Below are 25788 nucleotides of genomic sequence, written 5' to 3'. Positions count from 1 at the left end.
GCTGGTGTCCCTGCAACTTTGAAAGGCAGAACAACGGATGAAATTTTCAACCTCGCGCGAGACGCTGCTCGCGCCGTTGCAGCAGATCGTGGGTGTCATCGAGCGTCGGCAAACCTTGCCGATACTCGGCAATGTGCTGCTGCGCCTGAACGACGGGCGCCTGGAGTTGACCGGCACGGATCTCGAGGTGCAGTTGGTGACGCGCCTGGATGTGGAGGGTCGAGCGGATGGCAGCACGACGGTGCCGGCGCGGAAGTTGGTCGACATCGTGCGCCTGCTTCCGGATCGGGCACCGCTACTGGCGGAGATCCGGCAGGAGCGCTTCCATCTGCAAAGCGGGCGAAGCCGCTTTACCCTCAGTACGATGCCCGCTTCGAACTACCCGGAATTCGATACGGGGGCGCAGGATCGCGTGTTTTCCGTGCCGGTGGCGGTGCTTCGGCGGGCGATGGACAAAACGCTGTTCGCGATGGCTCAGCAGGATGTTCGGTATTACCTGAACGGTTTGTTGCTGGAGATCGAGGGCCCGACGTTGCGCACCGTCGCCTCGGATGGTCACCGGTTGGCCCTGTTCGAGACGGACGTGCCGGGATTGGGGGCCGGGTCGGCACAGGCGATCCTCCCGCGAAAGGGGGCGCTTGAGTTGGCGCGGCTGCTGAAGGACGACGAAGGCATGGTCAACGTGGAGCTGTCCTCGAACAGCATTCGGGCGAGGATGGACGATCTGACCTTTTCGTCGAAGCTCGTCGAGGGACGCTATGCCGAGTATCGGCGAGTCTTGCCCTCGACGACGGAGCGCCACGTCGTTGCCGACCGGAATGAGTTGAAGGCGGCGTTGACGCGAGTTGCCATCCTGTCGAATGAGAAATACCGCGGTGTGGGCTTGTTCGTGGAATCGGGTACGCTGCGGCTGAAAGCGCAGAACCCGGATCGCGAAGAGGCCGAAGAGGAAATCGCGGTGGACTTCGATGGGGCATCGTTCAGCGTGGGCTTCAACGCATCCTATCTGCTCGATGCCGTGGGCAGTCTCGAGTCCGAGAAGGCGACGCTGTCGTTTGCGGAGAGCAACTCCGGTTGCATTATCGAGGAAGTCAGCGACCCGCGGGTGCGGTATCTGGTAAGTCCGATGAGACTCTGAGTCTCGCTGCGGGCGGCCGGATATCGAAACGTTCGGTCGCCCGCACCACGACAGCAATGACGGCGATTGCCCTGCCGTGCTGAGAAGGCTCGAGATCTCCCAGCTGCGGAATATCGAACAGGCGGAGCTGGTGCCCGCGGCTCATCTCAACTGCCTGGTAGGCGCGAACGGCAGCGGAAAGACGAGCGTTTTGGAGGCCATTCATCTGGTGGGGCGCGGCCGGTCGTTCAAGACGACGCGGGTGTCGGAACTCATTCGTTTCGATCAGGCTCAAGCCACGGTGTCGGCCCGCTTGAGTGACGAGGGCGGGGCGGTCTTTCCGGTCGGGATTCGTGTGGCTCGGGCCGAGCGGGAGATCCGCATCCGCGGGCAGCGGGTTGCTTCCAGCGCGGAACTGCTCGTGATATTGCCGTTGCTGGTGATCCAGCCGTCCAGCGTGGAGCTCGTCGACGGGGCGCCGCGCGTGCGGCGGCAATTTCTCGATTGGGGCGTGTTCCACGTGGAACATGCGTACCTCGATGTCTGGCGTCGACACGCCAAAGCGCTTGGTCAGCGCAACGCCGCCCTGCGATCCGGTGCGGATCTTGAGCCGTGGGATCAGGCTTTGGCCCGTTACGGTACAATACTCGCCGAAGCAAGGGCGCGGTATCTGCTGCGCCTGCAGCCCAACATCAAGGCGGCGGTTTCCCACTTCCTTCCCGGAGTCGAGGTAGGTCTTAGGGCTATAACCGGTTGGACCGACGGGCGGGCGTTGCTCGATGTGCTGAGAGAGGAGCGAGAGAAGGATCGGCAGTTTGGCTACACCCAGTCGGGTGCGCACAGGGCCGACTTCGTGCTGGCGGTGAACGGCCGGGCCGCGCGGCGGTTTTTATCGCGTGGCCAGACGAAGATGTTGGCCTACGCGCTTCTGTTGGCACAGGCCGGATTTCTGGCGGAGAACGCAGCAGATCCCGCCTGCGTGATGATTGATGATCTGCCGTCGGAGCTAGACCCGATCAATCGGGGTCGTTTGTGGGATTACCTCGCGTCGCTTCGGGCGCAGTGCTTCATTACGGCAGTTGACCGGCAGGAACTGGATGCCGCCCGCGCCGAGGACGTCGGCATGTTCCACGTGGAACATGGGCGCGTCGTCCCGCGCTAAGTGACAGGGTATTCGAGAAACCATGACCCAAGCTCCCCTATACGACAGTTCAAACATTAAAGTCCTCCGAGGCCTGGACGCCGTCCGGAAGCGGCCAGGAATGTACATCGGCGACACCGATGACGGTTCCGGTCTGCACCACATGGTATTCGAGGTGGTCGACAACGCCATCGACGAAGCGCTGGCCGGTTACTGCACGCGCATCCATGCGACGATACACCCGGACACCTCGGTCACCGTTAGCGATGACGGTCGTGGCATCCCGGTCGACATTCACCCCGAGGAGGGGCGGTCGGCGGCGGAGGTGATAATGACGGTGTTGCACGCGGGAGGCAAATTCGACGACAACGCCTACAAGGTATCGGGCGGATTGCACGGTGTCGGTGTTTCGGTCGTCAACGCGCTGTCGGAGCGACTGTTGCTCGAGATCTGCCGGGATGGGCAACGTTACCGGCAGGAATACCGCAGCGGCGAGCCGGTTGCGCCCCTGGCCCCGATAGGTCCCACGCAGCAGACCGGCACCACGGTGACCTTCTGGCCCAGTCCGGCCATCTTCACGAACATCGAGTTTCACTACGAAATCCTCGCGAAGCGCCTGCGCGAACTGTCGTTTCTTAATTCCGGTGTTCGCATCGAACTGGAGGATGAGCGGACCGGGAAACAGGATGTGTTCGAGTTCGAGGGCGGCATCCGCGCTTTCGTCGAACATCTGAACAAGAACAAGACGCCGCTCTTCGAGAAGGTGTTCCACTTCCAGACCTCTCGCGATGACATCGGTGTCGAAGTTGCCTTGCAGTGGAACGATTCGTATCAGGAGAACATCTTCTGTTTCACGAACAATATTCCGCAACGCGACGGCGGCACGCATCTGGCCGGTTTTCGTGGCGCGCTGACGCGGACGCTGAACCAGTACATCGAAGAGCAGGGTCTGGTGAAGAAGCACAAGGTGGCGACGTCGGGCGACGATGCCCGCGAAGGCCTGACGGCGGTGCTGTCGGTCAAGGTGCCTGACCCGAAGTTCTCGTCGCAGACCAAGGACAAACTCGTGTCGTCCGAGGTCAAGCCGGTCGTGGAGTCCTCTCTCGGAGAAAAGCTCTCCGAGTTCCTGCTGGAGAACCCGGCCATTGCGAAACTGATCGCGAACAAGGTGATCGAGGCGGCGCGCGCGCGCGAAGCCGCTCGCAAGGCGCGGGAAATGACCCGGCGCAAAACCTCCCTCGACATCGCCGGGTTGCCGGGAAAGCTCGCCGACTGTCAGGAGCGCGATCCCGCGTTGTCCGAATTGTTCATCGTCGAGGGTGACTCGGCCGGTGGTTCCGCCAAGCAGGGCCGGGATCGCCGCAGTCAGGCCATCCTTCCGTTGAAGGGAAAAATCCTGAATGTCGAGCGCGCCCGGTTCGACCGGCTGTTGTCGTCGGAGGAGGTCGGGACGCTGATCACGGCCCTGGGTTGCGGGATCGGCCGTGAAGAGTTCGACCCCGACAAGCTGCGTTACCACCGCATCATCATCATGACCGACGCGGACATCGACGGCTCGCACATCCGCACCTTGCTGCTGACCTTTTTCTATCGACAGATGGCTCAGCTGATCGAGCGCGGCCACGTCTACATAGCCCAACCCCCGCTGTACAAGGTCAAGAAGGGCAAGCAGGAGCACTACGTCAAGGACGATGCCGAACTGAATGACTACCTGTTGCAGCTCGCCATCGAGAAGGCCCGGCTATACCCGCATGAGGGCGCCCCGCCGATACAGGGCGCCGGTCTGGAAAAGCTCGCGCGGGACTACCTCCACGTGCAAACGGTCGTGGCCCGTCTCTCTCATCGCTATGACGAGCATTTGCTGGTGACGCTGATCGACCACCGCCCGCTTTCGCCGGCCGTGGCCGAGGATCTGTCGGCCCTGCAGGACTGGGCCGATGAATTGCAAACCAGGCTCGACGGCGGGGATGCCCGCACGCAGTTTCAACTCGCCCTCATTCGCGGCGAGGCGCCCGGCAGCTTCACGATCCGCGTAGCGAAGCGCCTGCACGGCGTCGAAAAGCATTTCGAGTTGGGTGCCGGCTTTTTCAATTCCGTCGACTATGGGCACCTGACGAGCTTTGGCCAGATCGCCGGCGACCTGTTCGGCCCGGAGACCACGCTGGCGATAGACGAACAGCGCATCCCGGTGGCTGGCTTCGCCGCGGTGTTTGATCGCATGATGGCCGATGCGAAGAAAGGACAGCACATCCAGCGCTACAAGGGTCTCGGCGAAATGAATCCCGAACAGCTCTGGGAGACTACGCTCGACAGCAACACCCGCCGTTTGCTGCAGGTCAAGATCGAGGACGCAATTGCGGCTGACGAGGTATTCACGATGCTGATGGGCGATCAGGTCGAGCCGCGCCGCGACTTCATCGAGCGCAATGCGCTGGACGTATCCAACCTCGATATCTGACCCACCGGACACTGCACGCTGATGATTGCCTATCCGCATATCGATCCGGTTGCGATCAGCCTGGGACCGGTGAAGGTCCACTGGTATGGACTGATGTACGTCATCGGCATCAGTGCCGCCTGGTGGCTGGCTCGCCGCCGCGCACAGCAGCCCGGATTCCCCTGGACGCCGGCCCAGGTCGAGGATTTCATCTTTTTTACGGCCCTGGGTATGGTGCTTGGCGGCCGCATCGGCTACATGCTGTTCTATAACCTGCCTGGATTCCTGGCCGATCCCCTGATGATCGTTCGTGTCTGGGAGGGCGGCATGGCGTTTCATGGAGGGCTGATCGGCACCCTCGCCGCCATGTGGATCTATGGCCGGCGGCACGGGATGTCGTTTCTCGAACTCGGTGATTTCGTTGCCCCCTTCGTGCCGATTGGCCTAGGCGCCGGCAGGATCGGCAATTTCATCAATGGCGAGCTATGGGGACGAGTAACCGATGTGCCCTGGGGCATGGTCTTCCCGACGGGCGGCCCGCTTCCCCGCCATCCCTCGCAGCTCTACGAGGCCGCGCTCGAAGGGCTTGCGCTGTTCGTGATCCTGCAGATTTTCAGCCGGAAGCCACGGCCGGTTGGCGCGGTCGGCAGCGTCTTCCTGATGGGTTATGGGCTGTTCCGCTTCATCGCCGAGTTCGTCCGCGAGCCAGACGTTCAGCTCGGCTACGTCGCATTGAACTGGGTAACGATGGGGCAACTCTTGAGTTTGCCGATGATCCTCGGTGGCCTGGGTCTGTTCATCTGGGCCTACCGCCCGAAAGCCGCCGCCTGACAGGCGGGTTTGCCGTGCGCGCTTACCTCGACCTGCTTCAGGATATCCTCGATCACGGCGATACCAAGGCCGACCGGACTGGTGTCGGCACCCTCAGCGTGTTCGGCCGCCAACTGCGCTTCGATCTCGGTGCGGGCTTTCCGTTGGTCACGACCAAGAAGCTGCATCTCCCCTCGATCATCCATGAACTGCTGTGGTTCGTAGCGGGTGATACCAACGTGCGCTACCTGCAGGCCAACGGTGTCAGTATCTGGAACGAGTGGGCGGACGCCGAGGGCGAACTGGGGCCGGTCTACGGCAAGCAGTGGCGGGCTTGGCCGATGCCGGACGGCTCGACCCGCGATCAGCTGGCGCTGGTCGTCGATGCGATCCGACGGAACCCGGATTCGAGGCGGCATCTGGTGCTGGCCTGGAATCCGGCGGAGATCGACCGGATGGCGCTGCCCCCTTGCCACTATGCTTTTCAGTTCTATGTTGCGGGTGGGCGCTTGTCCTGCCTCTTCAACATGCGCTCCATCGATGCGTTTCTGGGGCTCCCTTTCAACATCGCGTCCTATGCCTTGTTGACGCACCTGATTGCGCACCAGTGTGATCTCGCGGTCGGCGAGCTCATCTGGAGCGGCGGCGACGTGCATCTGTATTGCAATCACCTGGATCAGGCCCGGGAACAGCTACGGCGCGAACCTTTGCCTCTGCCCCGCCTGCTGCTCCTGCGCCGCCCGCCCAGTCTGTTTGATTACAGGTTCGAGGACATTGCGGTCGAGGGTTACCAGGCCCATCCACACATCAAGGCGCCGATCGCCGTCTGAACGACCATGTGCGCCCTTTTGAAGCCCCGGATATCGCTGATCGTTGCGATGGCGCAGAATCGCGTGATCGGCTGCGACAATCGTCTTCCCTGGCATCTGCCGGCAGACCTGCAGCGTTTCAAGACCCTGACCTGGGGCAAACCCATCCTGATGGGTCGCAAGACGCATGACTCGATCGGGCGAGCGCTGCCGGGCCGCCAAAATCTGGTGTTGTCCTCTGACCCTTCCTACCGCGCCGCCGAGGGCTGTATCGTCGTTCGTGACATCGATGAGGGCCTCAGGCAGGCTGCTGCCGCTGCCGACCTGATGGTCATCGGCGGCTCGTCGCTCTACGCCGCCCTGTTGCCTCGTGCCAGCCGGATATACCTCACGACGATCCATCGCGACTATCCGGGCGATGTATTCTTTCCTTCCTTCGAACCGGCCGAATGGTCGCTCGTGTCGCGCGAGCATGTCGCGGACGATCCTCGCTTCGACAGCCCCTATACCTTCGATGTCCTCGAGCGAATCGCTTCCTGTGTTGTGGCCTGATCTCCATCGCACGGCGGACGGCACCAAGCGAGACGCGGGTCAGCGGTCAATCGGCCCGTGACCAGCGCCCTGATCGCCCGCCCGACTTCTCGACGAGCTGCACGTTCTCGATGACCATCCCGCGGTCGACTGCCTTGCACATGTCGTAGATCGTCAGCAGCGCGATCTGGACGGCTGTCAGCGCCTCGATCTCCACGCCCGTCGGACCCACGGTCTTGACGGTCGCCCGGCAGTGCACTCGGGAAGCGACGCCGTCGGTATCGAAGTCGATGCCGACATGCGTCAGCGCCAGCGGATGGCATAGCGGGATCAGATCGGCCGTCCGCTTGCTGGCCATGATCCCGGCGATGCGGGCGATCCCGAGAACATCGCCCTTTCGGTGACCGCCGTCGACGATCAAACGCATGGTTTCCGGCGCCATTCCGATGTAGCCTTCCGCGATGGCGACGCGCTCGGTGGCGTTCTTGGCCCCGACGTCGACCATGTGTGCGGCGCCGGCTTCGTTGAAATGAGTCAGGACGGGTGGCTTGTCAGCCATGATCGAACTCGCTCGCTGGGGGTCAAAACCGTGTACCGAGTCATTTTAAGCAGAGAGTGAAGCAATGAGCGTCGAAATTGCCGAAATGTTCCGGCGAGTCAGCCATGGTGTCTACGTCATCGGTGTCGCCGCGGGTGAGCGAAGAAATGCCTTCACGGCAGCCTGGGTGATGCAGGTCTCCTTCAAACCGTTGATGCTGGCCGTCAGCATCAACCCCGGCCATTCCTCCTACGGCCTCCTCAAAGAGGGCGGGCGGTTCTCGGTCGCCGTGCTGGCCCGCGATCAGTTTGATCTGGCCCTCCATTACGGCCAGTCCGCGGGGATCGACAAACTCGAAGGGCAGGCCTGGCATCCGAGTCCGCATGGCGTGCCGATGATCGACGCCGGAATCGCGCAATTCGAATGCGTGTTCGAGAGCGAGTGCACGGCGGGGGATCACCGCGTCATCGTCGGGCGTGTGATCGATGGGGCCTTGCTCGACAAGGACAAGCCGGTGCTGATCTACCGGGATACGGGAGATGCGGACGGCGCTGCGATGTTCTTTCCGGACGACTTCGACGCGTGAGCTCACGGATCCGGCCCCGCGACTTCGTCGAAGTCCCCGAGGGCCTGATTTTCGCCGTTGTCGATCCGGAGCCGGAGGACGGTAAGGTGCTCTGCTGGCTACGCTACCGGCGGGAGGGCAGGACGTCCCGGCCGGTCAAGCTGGAAACCGGGGGAGCCATGGAGTTGCTGAGGACAACCGCACCGCAGTACCTGCACCATTCCCCCCGCTTTGATGCCTGGGTACATGGCGTGCCGACGGACCACATCAGCCGGCACCACAGCGCCGCTGCGCGCTGTGGTGCCCTGCTGACCTCGGGTGGTGCGGAGCCAATCGAGGCTCGGTTATGCCGTCTCGTGGGATACTTCGTTGCCCGAGGCGTCCCGGCCGATCAACTCGGTGTGACGGGGTCGCTGCTGATCGGCGCCCAGACCGCGAATTCCGATCTGGATCTGGTCAGCTATTCGCGTGCCGCCTTTGCCGACTTGCGTCGGCTCATCGTGGCGGGTGTCGCCATCGGCGATCTCGCTGCGCTGGACGCCGTTGCATGGCGCGACGTCTGGGAACGTCGCGGATGTGACCTCGGTCTCGACGACTACGTCCGGCATGAGCGCCGCAAGGCGAACAAGGCCCTCTTCGAAGGTACGAAGTTCGACGTCACGCTGGCAGTCGGAGCCGCTGTCAGTGCGGCCGTTCGGAAATTGGGCGCCCGAAGGCTCCACTGTGTCGTCGTCGACGACACGGCGGCCTACGACTACCCGGCGCGCTACCGGGTCGATGATCCTGAGGTCGGTGAGATTCTCGTCTTCACGCACACCTATGTGGGCCAGGCTGCCAGGGGGGAAGTTGTCGAGGCGACCGGGCAACTCGAGGAAGATGCGTCGGGCCGTCTCCGCCTGGTCATCGGGTCGAGCCGGGAGTCGCCGGGGGAATACCTGCGCGTCGAGCGGCACGTTGCGGCGCACGGTCCCGCCTGACCGGCTGGGCCACGCTTGCGCATGGCGATGCTCGTGTGAGTTTGCTAGAGTCCGGGCCACGAAAACGATAGAAGTCGAGTGAGGAGGTGTGCGATGTTCGGAGGTCTGATTGCGGCGCTGCTGTGCTACTGGTTCTACCAGACGGCGATCAGGGTCAAGCTCAATCCGCTGCAATGGGTCATCGGCGCGCTGGTCATCTTTTATGCGGTGCGCTTCGCGTGGACCTTCGCCGTGTTGAAGCCGCTGATGGGGGCTGCGTTCAAGGCGCACGGCATGGTTTCCGGCGTCATGATCGAGCTTTCAGGTGCGGTGATTGCAGCGGCCGTGGTCGCGCTGTTCCACAAGAAGGTGATGTTGAAGCAGGCCCGCTGAGCCAGCCCTCATGATTGTTTCCCCTAACCCGACCGTGGGACTGGCGGAAGGGCCCATACTCCCCGCCTTCCGTGCCGTGGTGATGGATATGGATGGGCTGGCGCTGGACACCGAGGCCACGTACTGTGACGCCTGGCGCGCGGCTGCCGCCGCCCTGGGTTGCCAATTGAGTGAAGCGTTCTGCCACGGTCTGTTCGGACGGCATGCGGACGACGTCTATGCCGCCCTGGCGGAAGCCTGCGGCGAGGGTTTCGATCTACGGCGTTTTTTCGTGCTCGCCGAAGAGTTCTGGCACGTCCACATCCGCACCAACGGCGTCGCCAAGATGCCGGCGCTGGACCGATTCATCGGCCTGTTGAGGCAGCGCGAACTGCCCTATGCGCTGGCGACGAACAGTGACTCACCCTATGCCCGGGAGGTGCTGGAGCAGGCCGGAGTCCGGGACCTGTTTCCGATCGTTGTGACCCGGGACGAGGTCGCGCTGGGCAAGCCGGCGCCGGATCTCTTTCTGGAAGGTGCCCGCCGTCTGGGCGCCGACCCGGCTGAATGCCTGGGGCTCGAAGATTCGCTCGTGGGCCTGCAGGCCTGCCAGCGCGCGGGCCTGATTCCGGTGCTGATTCCATCGCGGGCGGCCAGCGCCTCCCGGCCTCCGGACGGAACCTGGGTCCTGCCGAGTCTGGGCGCGCTGGCGGACTGCATCGAGCGAAGCGGCGACGCCTCATGACGGGCGCTTTCCCTGAAGCCAGGTCGCGCGCCGGACACCCAATCCCGAGCCCCAACGAGGTCGAATCATGCTAGGCGCACTCGCCATTCTCGCTATTGCCGTTTGGTTCTACCGGACCGCCGAACGTCATTCCCTCCCCCCGCTGGCCTGGTGCGTCAGCGGTGTGATCGTCTACTACGGTGGGTTCGCGTTCTGGATGTATCTGGTCATGCGCCCGTTGCTGGGCGACGCCTTTCGGAACCATAGCCTCTGGCTGGGCCTGGGCCTGGACATCTCGTCCGTGTTCGTCGGTGTGGTTTGTGCGACGTTCTTCCGCGCGCTGGTCATGCTGAAACGTGGAACGCCCCCACAGCAGCGGACGTTTTGAGGCGCCCCATCGGGCGTCAGGCCGTTGCCCCGCCCGCCAAACTTGAAAAACCCAGCGTGATGCATTAGTTTTAATGCCCTCAGAGGCTAGGGGTGCCCCCTCCCGCTCATCGTGTTCGATGTGGCTGGCGCGGGGCTGAGACACACCCTTCGAACCTGATCCGGCTAACACCGGCGTAGGAAAGCCGCCCCGATTCGTTACTGCCGGGCCCCGATTCCTCCGCCTTTACAACGTCCACGAAGGTGAGAGCGATGAGCGCGATTCCCAAAGACTTTCTCCACGACGCGGTCCAGGAAAAGATCGCTTCGATCCAGCCCTTCGACAAGTCCGAGAAGGTCTACGTCACGGGCAGCCGACCGGACGTTCGCGTGCCGATGCGGTGCGTGTCGCAGTCGGACACTCCGGTAGCAATGGGGGCGGAAACGAATCCGCCAGTATTCATTTACGACACGTCCGGTCCGTTCACCGACCCGGCCGAACGTATCGACCTGCGCGAGGGCCTGCGGCCCTTGCGGGCCGCCTGGATCGAGGAACGCAGGGATACCGAGGCGCTGGACGGGCCGACCTCCGAATATGGCCGACTCAGGCAATCCGACCCTGCCCTGGCGCATCTGCGCTTCGAGCACCTCCGCGCGCCGCGCCGGGCGAAGGCGGGTGCCAACGTAACCCAGATGCACTATGCACGACGCGGCATCATCACGCCGGAAATGGAGTTCATCGCGATCCGGGAAAACCAGAGGCTCGAGGCCTGCCCCGACATCTACCGTTTCCAGCACCCGGGTGAGTCCTTCGGCGCGGCCATTCCGCCGGTGATCACGCCGGAATTCGTCCGGCAGGAAGTCGCCCGCGGTCGGGCGATCATCCCGGCCAACATCAACCACCCGGAATCCGAGCCGATGATCATCGGTCGGAATTTCCTGGTGAAGATCAACTGCAATCTCGGCAACTCGGCCGTGTCCTCTTCGATCGAGGAGGAAGTCGAGAAAATGCTGTGGTCGATCCGCTGGGGCGGCGACACCGTCATGGACCTGTCGACCGGCAAGCATATCCACGAGACCCGAGAATGGATCATCCGCAACTCGCCGGTTCCAATCGGAACCGTGCCGATCTACCAGGCGCTGGAGAAGGTCGACGGCAAAGCCGAGGAACTGACCTGGGAGATCTTCCGGGACACGCTGATCGAGCAGGCCGAGCAGGGCGTCGATTATTTCACGATCCATGCCGGCATCCGTCTGGCCTATATCCCGCTGACGGCAAAACGGCTGACGGGCATCGTGTCGCGCGGTGGTTCGATCATGGCCAAGTGGTGTCTGGCTCACCATCGGGAGAGCTTCCTGTACACGCACTTCGAAGAGATCTGCGAAATCATGAAGGCCTACGACGTGTCCTTCTCGCTCGGTGACGGCCTGCGCCCCGGGTCGATCGCGGACGCGAACGATGCGGCGCAATTCGCGGAACTGGAGACGCTCGGAGAATTGACGCAGGTCGCGTGGAAGCACGATGTCCAGGTCATGATCGAAGGCCCCGGGCATGTGCCCATGCACATGATCAAGGCGAATATGGACAAGCAGCTTGCGGTCTGCGACGAAGCGCCGTTCTACACGCTGGGGCCGCTGACCACCGATATCGCTCCCGGTTACGACCACATCACCTCGGCTATCGGCGCCGCGATGATCGGCTGGTTCGGTACGGCGATGCTGTGTTACGTGACGCCGAAGGAACATCTCGGCCTGCCCAACAAACAGGACGTGCGCGACGGCATCATTGCCTACAAGATCGCCGCGCATGCCGCCGATCTCGGCAAAGGGCACCCGGGCGCCCAGAGCCGCGACAACGCGCTGTCCAAGGCCCGTTTCGAGTTCCGTTGGCAGGATCAGTTCAACCTGAGCCTCGATCCCGAGAAGGCGCTGGAGTTCCACGACGAGACCCTGCCGCAGGAGGGTGCCAAGCTCGCGCACTTCTGTTCGATGTGCGGGCCGCACTTCTGCTCGATGAAGATCACGCAGGACGTGCGCGACTATGCGCGATCTCACCAGCTCTCGGAAGCCGAGGCGCTAGAGAAGGGCATGGAGGAGAAATCCCAGGAGTTCGTCGAAACGGGCGCGGAACTTTATCGGCGCACGTAGCGCGCCGCGAAGTCGTGGCCGGGCCGAACGGGGGGCTGCGATCGCCCCGCTTCCGTCGGTGTGACCAGTAGCCGCGACGTGCGACCGCGCCGTGACCCGGCCATGATCCGAATCCGAGTGTCGCCGATTCGGCCCTCAAGGTTCCCATGAGTCCAGGCTGGCATGCCTTGATCTGGGCGGCGGCGTTGTGGTCAGGATGGGCGCCGGCCGACCGGCTGACCTGGTCTCTGGAAGCCGCGCCCGCCCTGGTCATTTATGTCACGCTGATCGCCTATGGCCGCCGCTTCCGCCTGACGCCTCTCGCCGCCTGGCTGTGTCTGGCGCTGATGCTCGTCATTTTCGTCGGCGGCCATTACGGCTTCGCGGCAGTCCCCGGCTTCGAGGGGCCGCGATCGATTCCGGGGGGCGCCGGCCACCGCAACGAATTCGATAAATTCGCGCATTTCTTTCAGGGGCTGGTCCCGGCCATCGTGTTTCGGGAACTGCTGATCCGCTTTCGGGCGATAACCCTCCCCTCGTTGCTGCCGGTCGCCGTTCTTGCCCTGACGCTCTCGTTGAGCGCCTTGTATGAATTGTGCGAATGGGCAAGCCACCTCGTGCTCGGCGCACGCGCCGATGCCTTCATCGCGTCCCAGGCCGATCCATGGGATGCCCAAAGCGACATGGCGATGGCCCTTTTGGGGGCATTGGGCGCGCTGTGTGCCCTGTCCCGCCGTCACGACGCGGCGCTCGCCGCCCTCGCTCACGACCCCGCCGCGAAAAATTCATTTGACAAGGCGGCTATTCGCGGTTAATTGTTTTTCCATCGTAGGCGCAACTTGATTCACGTCGGTGGTGCTTCCCTCGATGGCCTGCGACGCGGTGAAAGCGATAGACCTGCTACGATCATCAGTTCTTGATACCTGTGCCATTGATTGAGCTGCTGATGTTGACGAGCGAAATGGCACGATTTCGAGCACGGGTCCGTTATGAATATCTATGTAGGGAATCTGTCGTATCAATTATCCGATGATGAATTGCGCCAGGCCTTCGAGGCTTTCGGCGAGGTGTCTTCCGCCACCATCATCATGGACAAAGCAACTGGACGCTCCAAGGGTTTCGGATTCGTCGAAATGCCCGATCAGGCTTGCGGCGAGGCGGCCGTCAAGAATCTGGACGGCGCGGATCTGAAGGGCCGCAACATTCGGGTTAATGAAGCCCGTCCCCGGACAGATACGCAGCCGATGCGTCGCACCCGCCGTTTCTGAACCGTCACCGGGCCGTCGGCCTCCCGGCTGACGGCCCGCTTCTCGTCCCCGGAACATCCGCGCCACCGATTCGGTGGTGCCGCCTTGGACATGTGCCCTGTCGCTGACCCATGCACGAGGGGTTACCGGCTAGTGGCATGTGTGTACTCACCTGGCATCTCGGTTGCCTCGTCCGGGGAGACACACTCGCTACCACGCCGGTTCGCGAGAATCGGCGGCAAATGGGAATCGGCCTGTTACAATCGGGCTTGATGAATCGAACCTACCCCTAATGCCCGGCTTCGCTGCTGAGCCGCGAACAAACGGAGCGTGGATGCCGATCCGGTCGTCATCCGCATCGTGCACCGTGATCGACGCGTTGACCACCGCTTGCCGCCCTCGAAAGCCACTCGCGTCGAACCGTCGCGCGTCGCCGCTGATCCGTCCCTTCCACGTATGAAAACTCCGACGTCATTGCCGTTCTGGCTGTTGTCACTGTTACTGCTGCTGAGCGCTCCGCTGGAGGCTGCAGACACATCCCCGCCTGCGGTTACGGCAAATGCCGCGCTGCTGGCAAAATTGAAGATCGTCGTCGTTGGCCAGACCGAGTTGCGTGACTCCTTGCGGGTCCCGGCGCGGGTCGAACTCGATCGACGTCGGCTGGCCCATATCGGCGCGTCGGTCTCCGGTCGGGTCGTCGAGATCCGGCGCTCGCTCGGCGATGACGTCAAGAAGGGCGATCTGTTGGCCGTGCTCAACAGCGCCGAGTTGGGCACGGCCCAGTCCGACTATCTGAAGGCGATCTCCAAACTCAAGCTCCGGCAGTCGGCCTACAACCGCGCGAAGCAGTTGTACGAAAACGGGATCATCGCGGTGGCGAACCTGCAGCAGCGCCAGAATGAACTGTCCGAAGCCGAGGTGGACCTGGATACCTCGCGCGACCAACTGAAGGTCATGGGCATGAGCGAGCCCGCGATCACGGACCTGGGCGCACGGGGTACGATCAAGTCGCTGTCGCCGATCACGGCGACCCTCACCGGCACGGTGATCGAACGGAACATCACGCTCGGTCAGGTCGTGCAACCGTCCGACGCGTTATTCACCGTGTCGGACCTCTCCCATGTGTGGCTGGTGGCCGATGTGTCGGAGCGCAATGCCCAATGGGCGCGCGAGGGCGATGACGCCGAGGCCGAAATCGCCGCCCTGCCGGGCAAACGTTTCGTTGGGCGCTTGATCTACATCGGCGACGTGATCGACCCGGATACACGGACGATGACCGTGCGCATGGATCTGCCGAATCCCGCGGACATCATCAAGCCGAACATGCTGGCAACCCTGATGATCCGCAAGCCGGCCACGCAGGAGGCGGTCATTCCGCTCGAAGCGATCGTGCGCGAGGGCGACAAGGACCATGTGTTCGTGGCGATCGGCAAGGATCAGTTCGCGCTGCGCCCCGTCACGCTGGGCGACCCGGAAGGGGGCGTGCGGCCGCTCATCTCGGGTCTGCAAGTCGGAGATAAGATCGTGACGAACGGGTCGTTTCATCTGAACAACGAGCGCCTGCGCTCGCAACTGGAATAGTCGATGATCTCGGCTCTGGTTCGCGGTGCGCTGCGACAGCGCATCGTCGTGGTCGTGCTCGCGGTGGCCCTGCTCGGCTTCGGCATGAAGGCCTTGCAGGCACTGTCCGTCGATGCCTTTCCGGATGTGACCAATATTCAGGTCCAGATCGCGACGGACGCCCCCGGGCGCTCGCCGGAAGAGGTCGAGCGCTTCATCACCGTCCCGCTCGAGATCGCCATGACCGGCCTGCCCGGCCTGACCGAGATGCGGTCGCTGATCAAGAACGGGCTCTCGATCATCACACTGGTTTTCACCGACAAGACCGATGTGTATTTTGCCCGGCAGCTGGTCATGGAGCGCTTGATGGAAGTTGCCGAGCGGATGCCAGAAGGAATCCGGCCCATCCTCGGGCCCGTTTCGACCGGGCTGGGCGAGGTCTATCAATACACGCTGGACCACCCGGACGACGGACGGCGGGAGCTCTCCCAAGACGAGCTGATGTATCGCCGCGAGATCCAGGACTGGGTGGTCCGCCCCCTGTTGCGCGGGATTCAGGGAGTCGCCGAGATCAACTCCCAGGGGGGCTACGTGAAGCAGTACCAGGTCCTGGTGAATCCGGACCGAATGCGGCACTACGGCCTGAACCTGGAAGCCATCTACCAGGCGGTGGCCCGTAACAATGCCAACAGCGGCGGCGGCGTGCTGCCGCATTATGCCGAGCAATACCTCATCCGCGGCATTGGTCTGATTCGCAACGTCGAGGATCTGGGGAATATCGTCCTGAAGGAGGAAGAAGGTATCCCGGTGCATCTGCACGATGTCGCCAAGGTCAAGATCGGCCACGAGGTCCGCGTCGGTGCCGTCATCAAGGATGGGTATACCGAGTCGGTCGGCGGAGTCGTGATGATGCTGCGCGGCGGCAACGCCAAGCGGGTCGTCAGCGAGATCAAGGCACGCGTGGCGGAGATCAACGGGAGGGGCATGCTGCCCGGCGGTCTGCAGATCGTGCCGTATTACGATCGGAGCGAACTGGTCGATGCGGCTCTGCACACGGTCACCAAGGTGCTGCTCGAGGGGGTCGTGCTGGTGGTCGTGATTCTGTTCCTGTTCCTGGGCGATGTCCGGTCCGCCCTGATCGTGGTCAGTACCTTGTTGCTGACCCCGCTGATGACCTTCATGGCCATGAACTATTTCGGCCTGTCGGCCAATCTGATGTCGCTGGGCGGGCTGGCGATTGCGATCGGGTTGATGGTCGACGGTTCGGTCGTCGTCGTAGAGAATGCGTTCACCCTGCTCGGCGAACGCCGCGGCCGCGGATACAGCCGCGTTCGGGTGATCAATGACGCGACCGCGGAAGTCGGGACACCGGTGCTGTTCGGCGTGGGCATCATCATCATGGTTTTCCTGCCCCTGATGACGCTGCAGGACATGGAGGGCAAGATGTTCTCGCCGCTCGCATTCACGATTGCGATTGCCCTGTTCATCTCGCTGGTCCTGTCGATGACCCTGACCCCCGCCCTGTGTTCCCTGTTCCTCACGGGCGGTGCCGATCACGACACCTGGATCATCGCGAAAATGAAGGCGCCGTACCTGCGACTGCTGCACTTCGCGGACCGGAATCCCAAGAGCGTCGTGATCGCGGCAATCGGCCTGTTGTGCGGAACCCTGGCGTTGATCCCATTGCTCGGCACTTCCTTCATTCCGGAGATGAAGGAAGGGTCCATCGTTCCGGGCATCAACCGTTTTCCCAACATCTCCCTCGATGAGTCGATCAAGATGGAGTCGGAGGCGATGCGCCTGGTCATGGAGATTCCGGGCGTCAAGAGCGCGGTGTCCGGCGTCGGGCGGGGCGAGAGCCCGGCTGATCCGCAGTCCCAGAACGAATCGACGCCTATCGTCAGCCTGAAGCCCCGGGATGAATGGCCCGATGGCTGGACCCAGGACACGATCGCGGACGCGATGCGGGAGAAGCTCGCCGCCGCGCTCCCGGGCGTGCAGCTGGTCATGGCCCAACCGATCTCGGATCGCGTCGACGAAATGGTCACCGGTGTGCGGTCGGACGTCGCGGTCAAGGTCTTCGGCGACGACCTGACAGCGCTAAGCGAGAAGGCGGCCGAAATCGCCCGCGTGGCCGGTACGATTCGCGGCGCCCAGGATATCCGGGTCGAGCGGATCACCGGGCAGCAGTATCTTGCGATTACCGTCGATCGCGACGCCATCGCGCGGCATGGCCTGAACGCGTCGGACATTCACGACATCATCGAGACAGCGATCGGTGGGAAAGTGGCGACCGAGATCTACGAAGGCGAACGGCGTTTTTCGACTGCCGTGCGCTTTCCTCAGGGTTTTCGGAACAGCGTGGAGGCGATCGGTAACATCCTCCTGACCTCGCCCAACGGCGCCCTTGTACCACTGAGCGCCGTGGCTGAAATTCGCCTGCAGGATGGCCCGGCGCAGATCAACCGCGAGACCGCGCGCCGCCGTATCGTCGTGGGCGTCAACGTCCGCGATCGCGATCTTGGCAGCTTCGTGGCCGAATTGCAGCGCGTCGTCGCCGAGAAAGTCACGATGCCGGAAGGCTACACGCTGGTCTGGGGCGGTCAATTCCAGAACATGGAGCGCGCACTGGGTCACTTGCAGATCATCATCCCGATCACGATCGCCGCGATCTTCTTTCTGTTGTTCCTGCTGTTCAACTCCCTGCGCTTTGCAGCCCTGATCATTCTGGTGCTGCCCTTTGCATCCATCGGCGGCGTGGTTGCGCTGTTCGTGACCGGCGAGTACCTTTCCGTACCCGCGTCGGTCGGGTTCATTGCGCTGTGGGGTATCGCCGTCCTGAACGGCGTCGTGTTGGTGTCGTGTATCCGAGGCCTGCGTGACGACGGCCTTCCTCAGGCCGAAGCGATCATTCAAGGCTGCGAGCAGCGGTTTCGGCCGGTCATGATGACCGCCACCGTGGCGATGCTCGGTCTGGTGCCGTTTTTGTTTGCCACAGGGCCTGGGTCCGAAGTCCAGCGCCCCTTGGCAATAGTCGTCATCGGCGGGCTGATCACCTCGACGCTGCTGACTCTCGTGGTCTTGCCGACGCTGTACCGTTGGTTCGAAGCAAAGCGCTACGAAGCGTGAGTGGGTTGTCGTGCAATGAAAGAAATCAAGGCCATCATCCAGCCGTCAAAGCTCGCGAAGATTCGCGAAGCGTTCAGCCACATGCGACAGTTTCCGGGCATGAGTATCTGCAAACTCGAGCGTTGCAGCTATCACGAAGACATCGTTGTCCCGACCAGTGTCCAGGACGCTCTGACCGACTCCTGGCCTCACGTGCGCTTGGAGATCGTCTGCCCTGACGATCAGGTCGACGAGTTGATTCGCATCATCGCCGACGTTGCTGAAGCTGGCAGGTCAGGAGATGAGTTGGTCTGGGTCACTCCGGTGGATTCGTTCCGGCGGTTCGGAAAGAATTAGGTTCAGCGCCTCGTCGACCGCGTGCCCGGCTCCGGCAGCCGCTGCAGATAGCCGGTCACCTCTTCCCGATCGTGATAGAGCTGTTTGATCCGCAGTCGATAGGGGCAGCCGGCGTCCTCGAGTGTCGTTGCGATCAGTTCCTGGCAGCGCAGCACTTCGTCGCGGCGCTTCTTCATCGGCAGCTTCAGATTGAAGACGCAATGTCGACACCAGCCTTCCGCGAGCCACCGGGCCACCAGTTGCGCGATGCGGATCGGTTGCTCGACGACATCGCAGACCATCCAGTCCACCGGTTTCGCGGGCCGGAAGCGAAACGCATCGGTACGGCGGTGCTCGACCAGTCCCGAGTCGAGCAGTTCGGCCTGCATGGGCCCGTTGTCGACAGCCGTCACCCGGAGGTGGCGGCGCACCAACTGCCAGGTCCAGCCGCCGGGTGCAGCGCCCAGATCGACCGCCGTCATCCCGGGTTGCAGCGCCTCGGGTGCGCGTTCGAGGAAGGTCAAGAACGCCTCTTCCAACTTCAGCGTGGAACGACTCGGAGCCCCGCGCGGGAACTTGAGACGCGGTATGCCCATCGGCCAGGGCGACCCATTGTCCTCCGGGCTCAGGCCGACATAGGCCTCCGTGGCACTCAGAAAGAACAGATGCAGCCGCGGCAGCTGGCTGCCTTCCGCGATGAGATTCCGACCTTCGGCGGCACGCCGCAGCGGTACCGCGAGTTTCCGCGTGAAGGTCGACAAGGCCTTGGCCTCGTTCGTATCGGCGGTTTCGAGCAGGATGTCGGAAAAACGGCGGGCAATGCTGAGAGCCTGCTCGAGTAGCGGGGTGATGCGATCCTCCGGTGGCAGCGGACCCGTGAGGCTGGCGGACTGGACCAACTGGCGCGCAAAGATCAGCTCGCCGAACTCGATGCCTCCGGCATCACTTAACCCAGCCGATTCCTGATACGGATGAAAAACAACGAATCCCGAACCGTCCGACGTCTTCGCGTAGCCGGCGTGGCCGCTGCGGTGGGCACAGGCGCTGATCTCGGCGGCACATTCCTTTTCGAAGCCGGCACGGCAGTAAAGGAGCAGGGCGTGGGTCGTGTGCGTGAGGCTGCTGTTCAAGGCCGGGGCAAACGCTGTGCGGTGGCAGGATACCGGGGTTTCGGAAGGAGCGCCCGGCAGGGCGTCAGGCGAGAGGACGGAAGGATTCTACGCGAATATTGGGGGCCGCCGTGATGGACGTCATGATCCGCATGGACGCGGTCGGCAAGACATTCTGCCGGTCACGGCACCATGCGCTATGGTACGGTGTCGCCGACGCAATCCGCCAGGCGCTCGGGCGACCCCGCCGTCCGGCCCCGCGCGCTCACGAGTTCTGGGCACTCGATGGGGTTTCCATCACCGTGCAGCGCGGCGAATGCCTCGGCGTCATCGGGCCCAACGGGGCAGGCAAGAGTACGCTGCTGAAGCTTATCGCCCGCGACTATCGTCCCGACCGGGGCAGCGTAGACTCGCGGGGACGCCTGCAGAGCCTGGTGCGGCTGGGTTCCGGCCTGCAGCCGATGCTGACGGGACGCGAGAATGTGTACGTGAAGTGTTCCCAGCTTGGCCTCAGTCCGTCCGAGGTGGACGCGCGCCTGTCCGGCATCGTCGATTTCGCCGGTTTGCACGAGGCAATCGACCGGCCGGTGCGGCAGTACTCGGATGGAATGTACGCGCGCCTCGACTTCGCGATCGCGACCTCCGGGCCCGTCGATGTGCTGCTCGTCGACGAGGTCCTGGCGGTTGGCGACATTGCCTTCCAGAAGCGCTGCCTCGATCGGCTGAACGCGCTCAAACGCGCCGGGACGGCGGTCGTGCTGGTGTCGCATGCGGAGATGAACGTCCGCTACGTGGCCGACCGCTGTCTGCTGCTGCTCGCTGGCAAGCCGGTCGTCTTGGGTGACCCTGAGGCAGTGATTCGGAAGTACCACGAGGCGGTCGGTTACCTGAACGCCCAGGGCGTACCCTTCGCGTTCGCCGACGAGCCTGCGTTCGACGTCGACGGTGCGGCGGCGATCACCCGTCTGCAGATCGGCCCCGCGCCCGTGTTGCCTGGCGACGCCATCCGTTGGCTGCTGGAGTATCGCTGCGCCGCAGACGAGTCCTCCCTGGAGTTGGTCCTGCAGTTCTGGAACACGGCCGATCTGTTGGTCGCGAGCATCGACAGCCGATACTCGGGCCGGTTGTCTTTGACGTGCGGAGCGGGCCGTCTTATCGTCAGCCTTCCGTTTCTGGGTTTGGCTCCAGGCAGGTATCGTGTCGCGGGCGGGTTCGTCGGCGCCGACGGCTTTGTCAGTTACGGTACGGCGCTGGCGGAGCTGCATGTGGCGGACTCGGACTACCGACGCTATGGCGGACTCACCGTGATGCCCGCCGCCATTACGCCGCCACCGCCGGGTTTGGACTGATTTTTCGAGAAGGCTCCAATGGCTATCCCTGCTCCCACCCTGTTTCCACGCGCGCTGATCAACAGGATCCTGCACCATGCCCAGGCGCAGGCAGCATGCGAAGTGTGCGGTCTGATTGGCGCCCGGGAGGGAACGCCAACGACGGTCTATCCGGTCGACAACGTCGCCGAGCAGCGCGAATCTCGATTTGCGCTGGACCCGCAACAACAGATTGCGGCGATGCGCACCATGCGCGAGCGCGGCGAAGTTCTCTTCGCCGTCTTCCATTCCCACCCGGCCGCACCGGCTGAGCCGTCGACGCTGGATCTGCAGCAACTGGGGTACCCGGACGCATTGCATCTGATCATTTCGCTAGGCACGCGCGGTGTCCTCGAACTCCGCGCTTTCCGCGCGCTGCCCGCGGGGGGCTGCGCGGAGGTTCCGCTGTTGCTGCAGCCGGAGCGTGAGCCCGACGCCATCGGGCGGCCTGGCGACACCGGCGAGCGCAGCGGTGGCGCTTGAGCGCCCGCCCGACTAGGCAGAAATACCGGCTTGCGAATTCCGCGGCGAATCCTTGACAATCGAACAATGGTTCATTCTTCGTCGGAGATCGCCTGATGACTAATCCAGGAGGGACGCAGGTCCGCTGGTTGTCCGGCTCCTTGGTCTACCCAGCCCAGTCGTCGCACCTGATGCGGCGCAATCGTCGCCCGCGTGCCGCGTCGCCGGTCGCTCTGGCCCTATGCGCGGTCCCGCCGTTGTGACCGCCCCCGTGGGTCACCCGGAGGGTGCGGAGCCCGCCGAATCGACCATGGCAGACCCGTATCGCGAACTCCTGGGGTTACTCCGGGAGTGCGGCGTTACGGAGCCCGAGACGTTGCGACGGACCATGGAACGGGTGACTAGGTGGGCGGCGCACCATTTCCCCGCGGAACATACGCTCATCGGTGATGCCAACCTCGACGCCGAGCCACCGGCATCGCGACGTCGTGAGCACGAAGACCTGCTGGTCCAACTGCAGCAATGGCGGCCCGAGGGCGCTTCCGATTTGACCGAGCGTCTCGTGGCGGCACAGGCCGCGCTGGCGAAGGCGACGGCACGGGACGAGGCCAAGGAAGCGCGCTACCGCGAACTGTTGGCGGCTTTGCCGGTCGGCGTCGTCGTGCAGGAGGCTGATGGCCGTATCGTGCTGAGCAATGCGGCGGCCGAACGCATCCTGGGCCTCAGCGGAGAACAATTGGCGATGCGGACCTCGGCGGATCCGCGGTGGCAGGCGATCGACGAAGGCGGTCACCCGTTGCCCGGAGACCGTCACCCCGCCATGATCGCTCTGGCAACCGGTGCGGCCCAGCGGGACGTGACGATGGGCGTGCGGAAGCCGGACGGCAGCCTGATCTGGATCTCTGTTTGCGCCGGTCTGCTGACTTCCAATTCCGATCCCGACGCACCCCGGCTCGTCGTCAGTTCGTTCATGGACATCACGGCGCGCAAGCGTTTCGAGGATGCTCTCACGGAAAGCCGACAACAGCTGGATATGGTCCTCGAAAGGACCGGCACCGGTATTTGGGATTGGGATTTCGAGTCCGGGGAGGTCTGGTTCAGCCCTGGCTGGTACACGATGCTGGGCTATGTGCCGGATGAGTTGCCCGCGAGCGTGGCCACATGGCATGAACTCGTTCATCCCGATGATCGCGCCGACGCCTGGAAGGTGATCAACCACCTGCGCTGCGCGCGGGACGACGGACCGCCCTATGATCTCGTGTTTCGCATGCGGACGAAGCAGGGCGGATGGCGCTGCATCAATTCCCGCGCGGCGGTGGTCCGGCGCGATGCTCAGGGCCTGCCCGCGCGTCTGGTCGGCACCCACGTGGATCTCACCGAGGAGAGGGAGTCCGAGCGTGCGCTGTTTGAGGAGCAGCGGAAGCTGGCCGGACTGTTCAAGATCGCGCCGATCGGCATCGCGATGGCCGTGGACCGGGTGTTGATCGAGGTGAACGATACCTTGTGCCGCCTGACGGGTTATTCGCGGGACGAAATGGTCGGACACGATACCCGCTTTCTCTATGCCGATCAGTCAGAATACGAACGCGCAGCGTTGTTCAAGTACCGCAAAGGGGGCGCTGATTACGGCAACGAGGTCGACGTTCGCTGGGTACGCAAGGACGGAGTCCTGATCGACGTCGTGCTGAACGCCACGTACCTCGATCGGCGTGAGCCGCGCCGCGGCATTACGTTCACGGTACTGGACATGACCGAACGCCGCCGCATCGCGGCCGCGCTGCGCGAGAGCGAAGAGACCTACCGGCTGGCGATGGAAGCTACGCAGGACGGCGTCTGGGACTGGAATGTCGAGACCGGCGCCGTGCGCTACAGCCCCGCCTGGCAGCGGATCGTTCAGGCACAGGACGTTCCGGCTCACTTCGACAGCTGGGCCGAGCGCATGCATCCGGGTGACTGGCCGGATGTCGAGCGCTCGCTGCAGAAGCATCTGGCCGGCGGTTGTACGCTCTGGCAGAAGGAGCACCGCCTGCGCTTGCCGAACGGCGAATGGAAATGGGTGCTAGGACGCGGCCGGGTCGTCAAGCGGGATCTGCAAGGCCGTCCGCTGCGGATGGTCGGCACCATGATCGACATCGACGAGCGCAAGGCGGCCGAACGCGAGCGGGCGGTGTTGAGCGATACGCTCGAGGCCAGCCTGAACGAGATCTATCTGTTCGACTCGGAAACGCTCCACTTCCGTTACGCGAATCAGGGGGCCCGATCGAACCTGGGCTATTCGATGGAGGCCCTGCGTGCGTTGACGCCGCTCGACCTGAAGCCGCAAGTGACCCCGGAATCCTTCATGGCCTTGGTCGCTCCGTTGTTGTCCGGGCAACGCACGGTGCAGGTGTTCGAAGCCAGCCATCGCCGGGCGGACGGCAGTCTTTATCCGGTCGAAGTTCATCTTCAGCTGTTTCGTCAGGGTGGCGAAGGCGTCTATCTTGCGGTCATCCAGGACATCACCGAACGCAAGCGGAGCGAAGCCTCGCTGCAGGCCAGCGAGCGGCGTTTTCGCTTCTGGGTCGAAGCCACCGAATCCGTCTTCTGGATGGCGGATCGGGGTGGTGCACTGGTCGAGCCTTCGCCCTCGCTGGAGCGGCTTACCGGGCTGAGCCGCGAATGCTGCCTGGGGCACGGCAGGCTGGCCGCGATACATCCCGATGACCGGGAGGGCTATGCAGCGGAACTGGGGCGTGCCGTCGCGCTGGGGGAGGCTTTCGAACTTCAGCTCCGTTACTGGGATGCCAGCGCGGGTGCCTACCGCTGGTACCTCGAGCGTGGGGTCCCGCACCGGTCTCGCGATGGGTCGATACAGGGCTGGCTAGGAGCAGGGGTCAGCATCGATCGGCAGAAGTGCGCCGAGGCCGCGCAACAGGACATGATGCGTCGCAAGGATGAGTTCATCGCCATGTTGGGCCATGAGTTGCGTAACCCCCTCGCGCCGATCCAGAACGCGAACGACATCCTGGGCGCGGTGGCCGGCAATGACCCGACGCTGCAATGGGTCCATGGCATGGTGGGCCGGCATGCGACGCACCTGATCCGCCTGGTCGACGACCTGCTCGATGTCGGTCGCTTGCTCCGCGGCAAAATCGCCCTCCAAACCGAAGCCATCGCTGTCGTGACGCTGCTGCGGCAGCTGGCCGAGTCGCATGGGCCGGAGATCACGGCGCGCGGTCAGCAACTGCACCTGTCCTTGCCTGAAGAAACCGTCGTGATCCCCGGGGATCCGGTTCGACTGACCCAGGTTTTCGACAATCTGCTGAACAATGCGATCCGCTATACCCCCGAGGGCGGGCACATCTGGCTTGAGGCCGCGGCCGAGGAGGGACAAGCTGTCGTGCGGGTCCGGGACTCGGGGATTGGCATCCCTGCCGACCTACTGCCTCATATCTTCGATCCCTTTGCCCAGGGACAGCGGGAGCTCGATCGTTCGGAAGGCGGACTGGGCATCGGCTTGACGGTCGCCCGTCAGCTGGCCGTCCTGCATGATGGCGACATCGAGGCGCGTAGCGTCGGAGTCGACCGGGGCAGTGAGTTCATCGTCCGCCTGCCGCTGGGCGACTGGACGGCAAGCCGCGGGCCGGTCGAGTCCGCGGCGCCGCAACCCGCGGAGGTGGCCCCTCTGCGGCCGCTTCGCGTGCTGATCGTCGACGACAATGTGGATGCCGCTCACAGTCTCACCCTGCTGCTCGAATACTTCGGCATCGAGGTGCAGACCGCGGCAGACGGTGCGGAAGGACTGGAACTGGCTAGCGGTGCTGCCCCGGATCTGGTCCTGCTGGACATCGGTTTGCCGGGCATGGACGGTTTCGAAGTGGCGCGGCGCCTGCGGCAGATGGACGCAACCCGGTCGGCGCGCATCATTGCGGTGACGGGCTATGCTCAGCCGGAATACCGGGTGCGGGCCCGGAAGGCCGGTTTCGACGGCTATCTGGTCAAGCCGATTCGCCTCGACCAGATCCGCGACCTGGTGGACTCATTTTCCGAAGGCCCCGGGCCCTCATCTCCGCGGGCGCCGGATTTCGTCGCGCCACAGAGTCGCACCGAATGAGTTCCCCGGCAGA

22 protein-coding genes and 1 riboswitch are annotated in these 25788 nt (G+C 63.5%); of the genes, 20 read left to right on the top strand and 2 right to left on the bottom strand.

Annotated features, from left to right (window positions below; all coding sequences use genetic code 11):
- Positions 1–37 precede the first annotated feature (37 nt).
- The 6 genes from dnaN (at position 38) to ACW73L_RS08415 (ending at position 6866) form a co-directional block, all read left to right on the top strand.
- Positions 38–1138 carry a DNA polymerase III subunit beta gene (gene dnaN / locus ACW73L_RS08440; protein WP_498921311.1) on the top strand — a complete coding sequence of 367 codons (1101 nt, stop codon included), beginning with the start codon at positions 38–40 and terminating at the stop codon, positions 1136–1138.
- A 76-nt stretch (positions 1139–1214) separates the two neighbouring features.
- Positions 1215–2279 carry a DNA replication/repair protein RecF gene (gene recF, locus ACW73L_RS08435; RefSeq protein WP_498921309.1) on the top strand — a complete coding sequence of 355 codons (1065 nt, stop codon included), beginning with the start codon at positions 1215–1217 and terminating at the stop codon, positions 2277–2279.
- Between the two features lie 22 nt (positions 2280–2301).
- Positions 2302–4716: a DNA topoisomerase (ATP-hydrolyzing) subunit B gene (gyrB, locus tag ACW73L_RS08430; RefSeq protein WP_498921308.1), complete on the top strand. Its 2415-nt coding sequence runs from the start codon at positions 2302–2304 to the stop codon at positions 4714–4716.
- Positions 4717–4737: 21 nt separating this feature from the next.
- The gene (lgt, locus tag ACW73L_RS08425; protein ID WP_498921306.1) at positions 4738–5526 is read left to right on the top strand and encodes a prolipoprotein diacylglyceryl transferase; all 789 of its coding nucleotides are present in this window, start codon (positions 4738–4740) and stop codon (positions 5524–5526) included.
- Positions 5527–5540: 14 nt separating this feature from the next.
- A complete protein-coding gene (gene thyA / locus ACW73L_RS08420) occupies positions 5541–6335 on the top strand; it encodes a thymidylate synthase (protein ID WP_498921305.1) in 795 nt (264 codons plus the stop codon).
- A 6-nt stretch (positions 6336–6341) separates the two neighbouring features.
- Positions 6342–6866, top strand: coding sequence for a dihydrofolate reductase (locus ACW73L_RS08415; RefSeq protein ID WP_139557258.1), 525 nt, complete (start codon positions 6342–6344; stop codon positions 6864–6866).
- Positions 6867–6912: 46 nt separating this feature from the next.
- Here the strand turns inward: ACW73L_RS08415 and moaC are convergent, their stop codons facing one another.
- Positions 6913–7404 (bottom strand): cyclic pyranopterin monophosphate synthase MoaC, encoded by a 492-nt coding sequence (gene moaC, locus ACW73L_RS08410; protein ID WP_498921303.1) that lies wholly within the window; start codon positions 7402–7404, stop codon positions 6913–6915.
- 64 nt (positions 7405–7468) lie between these two features.
- On the opposite strand from moaC, the gene ACW73L_RS08405 reads away from it, so the two are divergent.
- The 11 genes from ACW73L_RS08405 to ACW73L_RS08355 all read left to right on the top strand — a co-directional run bounded on the left by ACW73L_RS08405 (position 7469) and on the right by ACW73L_RS08355 (position 18765).
- Positions 7469–7969 carry a flavin reductase family protein gene (locus tag ACW73L_RS08405; RefSeq protein ID WP_139557260.1) on the top strand — a complete coding sequence of 167 codons (501 nt, stop codon included), beginning with the start codon at positions 7469–7471 and terminating at the stop codon, positions 7967–7969.
- A complete protein-coding gene (locus tag ACW73L_RS08400) occupies positions 7966–8925 on the top strand; it encodes a nucleotidyltransferase domain-containing protein (protein WP_498921301.1) in 960 nt (319 codons plus the stop codon). The genes ACW73L_RS08405 and ACW73L_RS08400 overlap by 4 nt, the downstream gene beginning before the upstream one ends.
- Positions 8926–9018: 93 nt before the next feature.
- Complete coding sequence (locus ACW73L_RS08395) at positions 9019–9297, top strand: hypothetical protein (protein WP_498921299.1); 279 nt, start codon at positions 9019–9021, stop codon at positions 9295–9297.
- 10 nt (positions 9298–9307) lie between these two features.
- Entirely contained in the window at positions 9308–10021 is a 714-nt protein-coding gene (locus ACW73L_RS08390; RefSeq protein WP_498921298.1) for an HAD family hydrolase, read from the top strand.
- Positions 10022–10088: 67 nt separating this feature from the next.
- Entirely contained in the window at positions 10089–10388 is a 300-nt protein-coding gene (locus ACW73L_RS08385) for a hypothetical protein (RefSeq protein WP_498921296.1), read from the top strand.
- A 78-nt stretch (positions 10389–10466) separates the two neighbouring features.
- A riboswitch (TPP riboswitch) is annotated at positions 10467–10587 on the top strand.
- A 52-nt stretch (positions 10588–10639) separates the two neighbouring features.
- Positions 10640–12514 (top strand): phosphomethylpyrimidine synthase ThiC, encoded by a 1875-nt coding sequence (gene thiC, locus ACW73L_RS08380; RefSeq protein ID WP_498921294.1) that lies wholly within the window; start codon positions 10640–10642, stop codon positions 12512–12514.
- A gap of 167 nt (positions 12515–12681) precedes the next feature.
- Positions 12682–13308 carry a DUF2238 domain-containing protein gene (locus tag ACW73L_RS08375; RefSeq protein WP_498921292.1) on the top strand — a complete coding sequence of 209 codons (627 nt, stop codon included), beginning with the start codon at positions 12682–12684 and terminating at the stop codon, positions 13306–13308.
- Positions 13309–13482: 174 nt separating this feature from the next.
- Complete coding sequence (rbp, locus tag ACW73L_RS08370; RefSeq protein WP_498921291.1) at positions 13483–13761, top strand: RNA-binding regulator; 279 nt, start codon at positions 13483–13485, stop codon at positions 13759–13761.
- A gap of 435 nt (positions 13762–14196) precedes the next feature.
- Positions 14197–15321: an efflux RND transporter periplasmic adaptor subunit gene (locus ACW73L_RS08365; RefSeq protein ID WP_498921289.1), complete on the top strand. Its 1125-nt coding sequence runs from the start codon at positions 14197–14199 to the stop codon at positions 15319–15321.
- A gap of 3 nt (positions 15322–15324) precedes the next feature.
- Positions 15325–18429 (top strand): efflux RND transporter permease subunit, encoded by a 3105-nt coding sequence (locus ACW73L_RS08360; protein WP_498921287.1) that lies wholly within the window; start codon positions 15325–15327, stop codon positions 18427–18429.
- 15 nt (positions 18430–18444) lie between these two features.
- Complete coding sequence (locus ACW73L_RS08355) at positions 18445–18765, top strand: P-II family nitrogen regulator (RefSeq protein WP_498921286.1); 321 nt, start codon at positions 18445–18447, stop codon at positions 18763–18765.
- Positions 18766–18767: 2 nt separating this feature from the next.
- Here ACW73L_RS08355 and rlmM read toward each other — a convergent pair whose 3' ends face one another.
- Entirely contained in the window at positions 18768–19874 is a 1107-nt protein-coding gene (rlmM, locus tag ACW73L_RS08350; protein WP_498921285.1) for a 23S rRNA (cytidine(2498)-2'-O)-methyltransferase RlmM, read from the bottom strand.
- A gap of 113 nt (positions 19875–19987) precedes the next feature.
- Between rlmM and ACW73L_RS08345 the strand changes: the two genes are divergently transcribed.
- The 3 genes from ACW73L_RS08345 (at position 19988) to ACW73L_RS08335 (ending at position 25775) form a co-directional block, all read left to right on the top strand.
- Complete coding sequence (locus ACW73L_RS08345; protein ID WP_498921283.1) at positions 19988–21202, top strand: ABC transporter ATP-binding protein; 1215 nt, start codon at positions 19988–19990, stop codon at positions 21200–21202.
- Positions 21203–21220: 18 nt separating this feature from the next.
- Positions 21221–21703, top strand: a complete 483-nt coding sequence (locus ACW73L_RS08340; RefSeq protein WP_498921281.1) for a M67 family metallopeptidase — start codon at positions 21221–21223, stop codon at positions 21701–21703.
- A gap of 289 nt (positions 21704–21992) precedes the next feature.
- Positions 21993–25775: a PAS domain-containing hybrid sensor histidine kinase/response regulator gene (locus tag ACW73L_RS08335; RefSeq protein ID WP_498921280.1), complete on the top strand. Its 3783-nt coding sequence runs from the start codon at positions 21993–21995 to the stop codon at positions 25773–25775.
- The last annotated feature ends 13 nt before the right edge of the window (positions 25776–25788 follow it).

It is taken from the genome of Methylolobus aquaticus (assembly GCF_054172105.1).
The sequence above is the reverse complement of the archived record's forward strand: the minus strand, read 5'-3'. Positions and strand labels throughout refer to the sequence as shown.

Coding starts and splice junctions, on each gene's coding strand:
- dnaN (WP_498921311.1), top strand. CDS start 38: ATGAAATTTTCAACCTCGCGCGAGACGCTGCTCGCGCCGTTGCAGCAG.
- gyrB (WP_498921308.1), top strand. CDS start 2,302: ATGACCCAAGCTCCCCTATACGACAGTTCAAACATTAAAGTCCTCCGA.
- lgt (WP_498921306.1), top strand. CDS start 4,738: ATGATTGCCTATCCGCATATCGATCCGGTTGCGATCAGCCTGGGACCG.
- ACW73L_RS08415 (WP_139557258.1), top strand. CDS start 6,342: ATGTGCGCCCTTTTGAAGCCCCGGATATCGCTGATCGTTGCGATGGCG.
- moaC (WP_498921303.1), bottom strand. CDS start 7,404: ATGGCTGACAAGCCACCCGTCCTGACTCATTTCAACGAAGCCGGCGCC.
- ACW73L_RS08405 (WP_139557260.1), top strand. CDS start 7,469: ATGAGCGTCGAAATTGCCGAAATGTTCCGGCGAGTCAGCCATGGTGTC.
- ACW73L_RS08395 (WP_498921299.1), top strand. CDS start 9,019: ATGTTCGGAGGTCTGATTGCGGCGCTGCTGTGCTACTGGTTCTACCAG.
- ACW73L_RS08390 (WP_498921298.1), top strand. CDS start 9,308: ATGATTGTTTCCCCTAACCCGACCGTGGGACTGGCGGAAGGGCCCATA.
- ACW73L_RS08385 (WP_498921296.1), top strand. CDS start 10,089: ATGCTAGGCGCACTCGCCATTCTCGCTATTGCCGTTTGGTTCTACCGG.
- thiC (WP_498921294.1), top strand. CDS start 10,640: ATGAGCGCGATTCCCAAAGACTTTCTCCACGACGCGGTCCAGGAAAAG.
- rbp (WP_498921291.1), top strand. CDS start 13,483: ATGAATATCTATGTAGGGAATCTGTCGTATCAATTATCCGATGATGAA.
- ACW73L_RS08365 (WP_498921289.1), top strand. CDS start 14,197: ATGAAAACTCCGACGTCATTGCCGTTCTGGCTGTTGTCACTGTTACTG.
- ACW73L_RS08360 (WP_498921287.1), top strand. CDS start 15,325: ATGATCTCGGCTCTGGTTCGCGGTGCGCTGCGACAGCGCATCGTCGTG.
- ACW73L_RS08355 (WP_498921286.1), top strand. CDS start 18,445: ATGAAAGAAATCAAGGCCATCATCCAGCCGTCAAAGCTCGCGAAGATT.
- ACW73L_RS08345 (WP_498921283.1), top strand. CDS start 19,988: ATGGACGTCATGATCCGCATGGACGCGGTCGGCAAGACATTCTGCCGG.
- ACW73L_RS08340 (WP_498921281.1), top strand. CDS start 21,221: ATGGCTATCCCTGCTCCCACCCTGTTTCCACGCGCGCTGATCAACAGG.
- ACW73L_RS08335 (WP_498921280.1), top strand. CDS start 21,993: ATGGCAGACCCGTATCGCGAACTCCTGGGGTTACTCCGGGAGTGCGGC.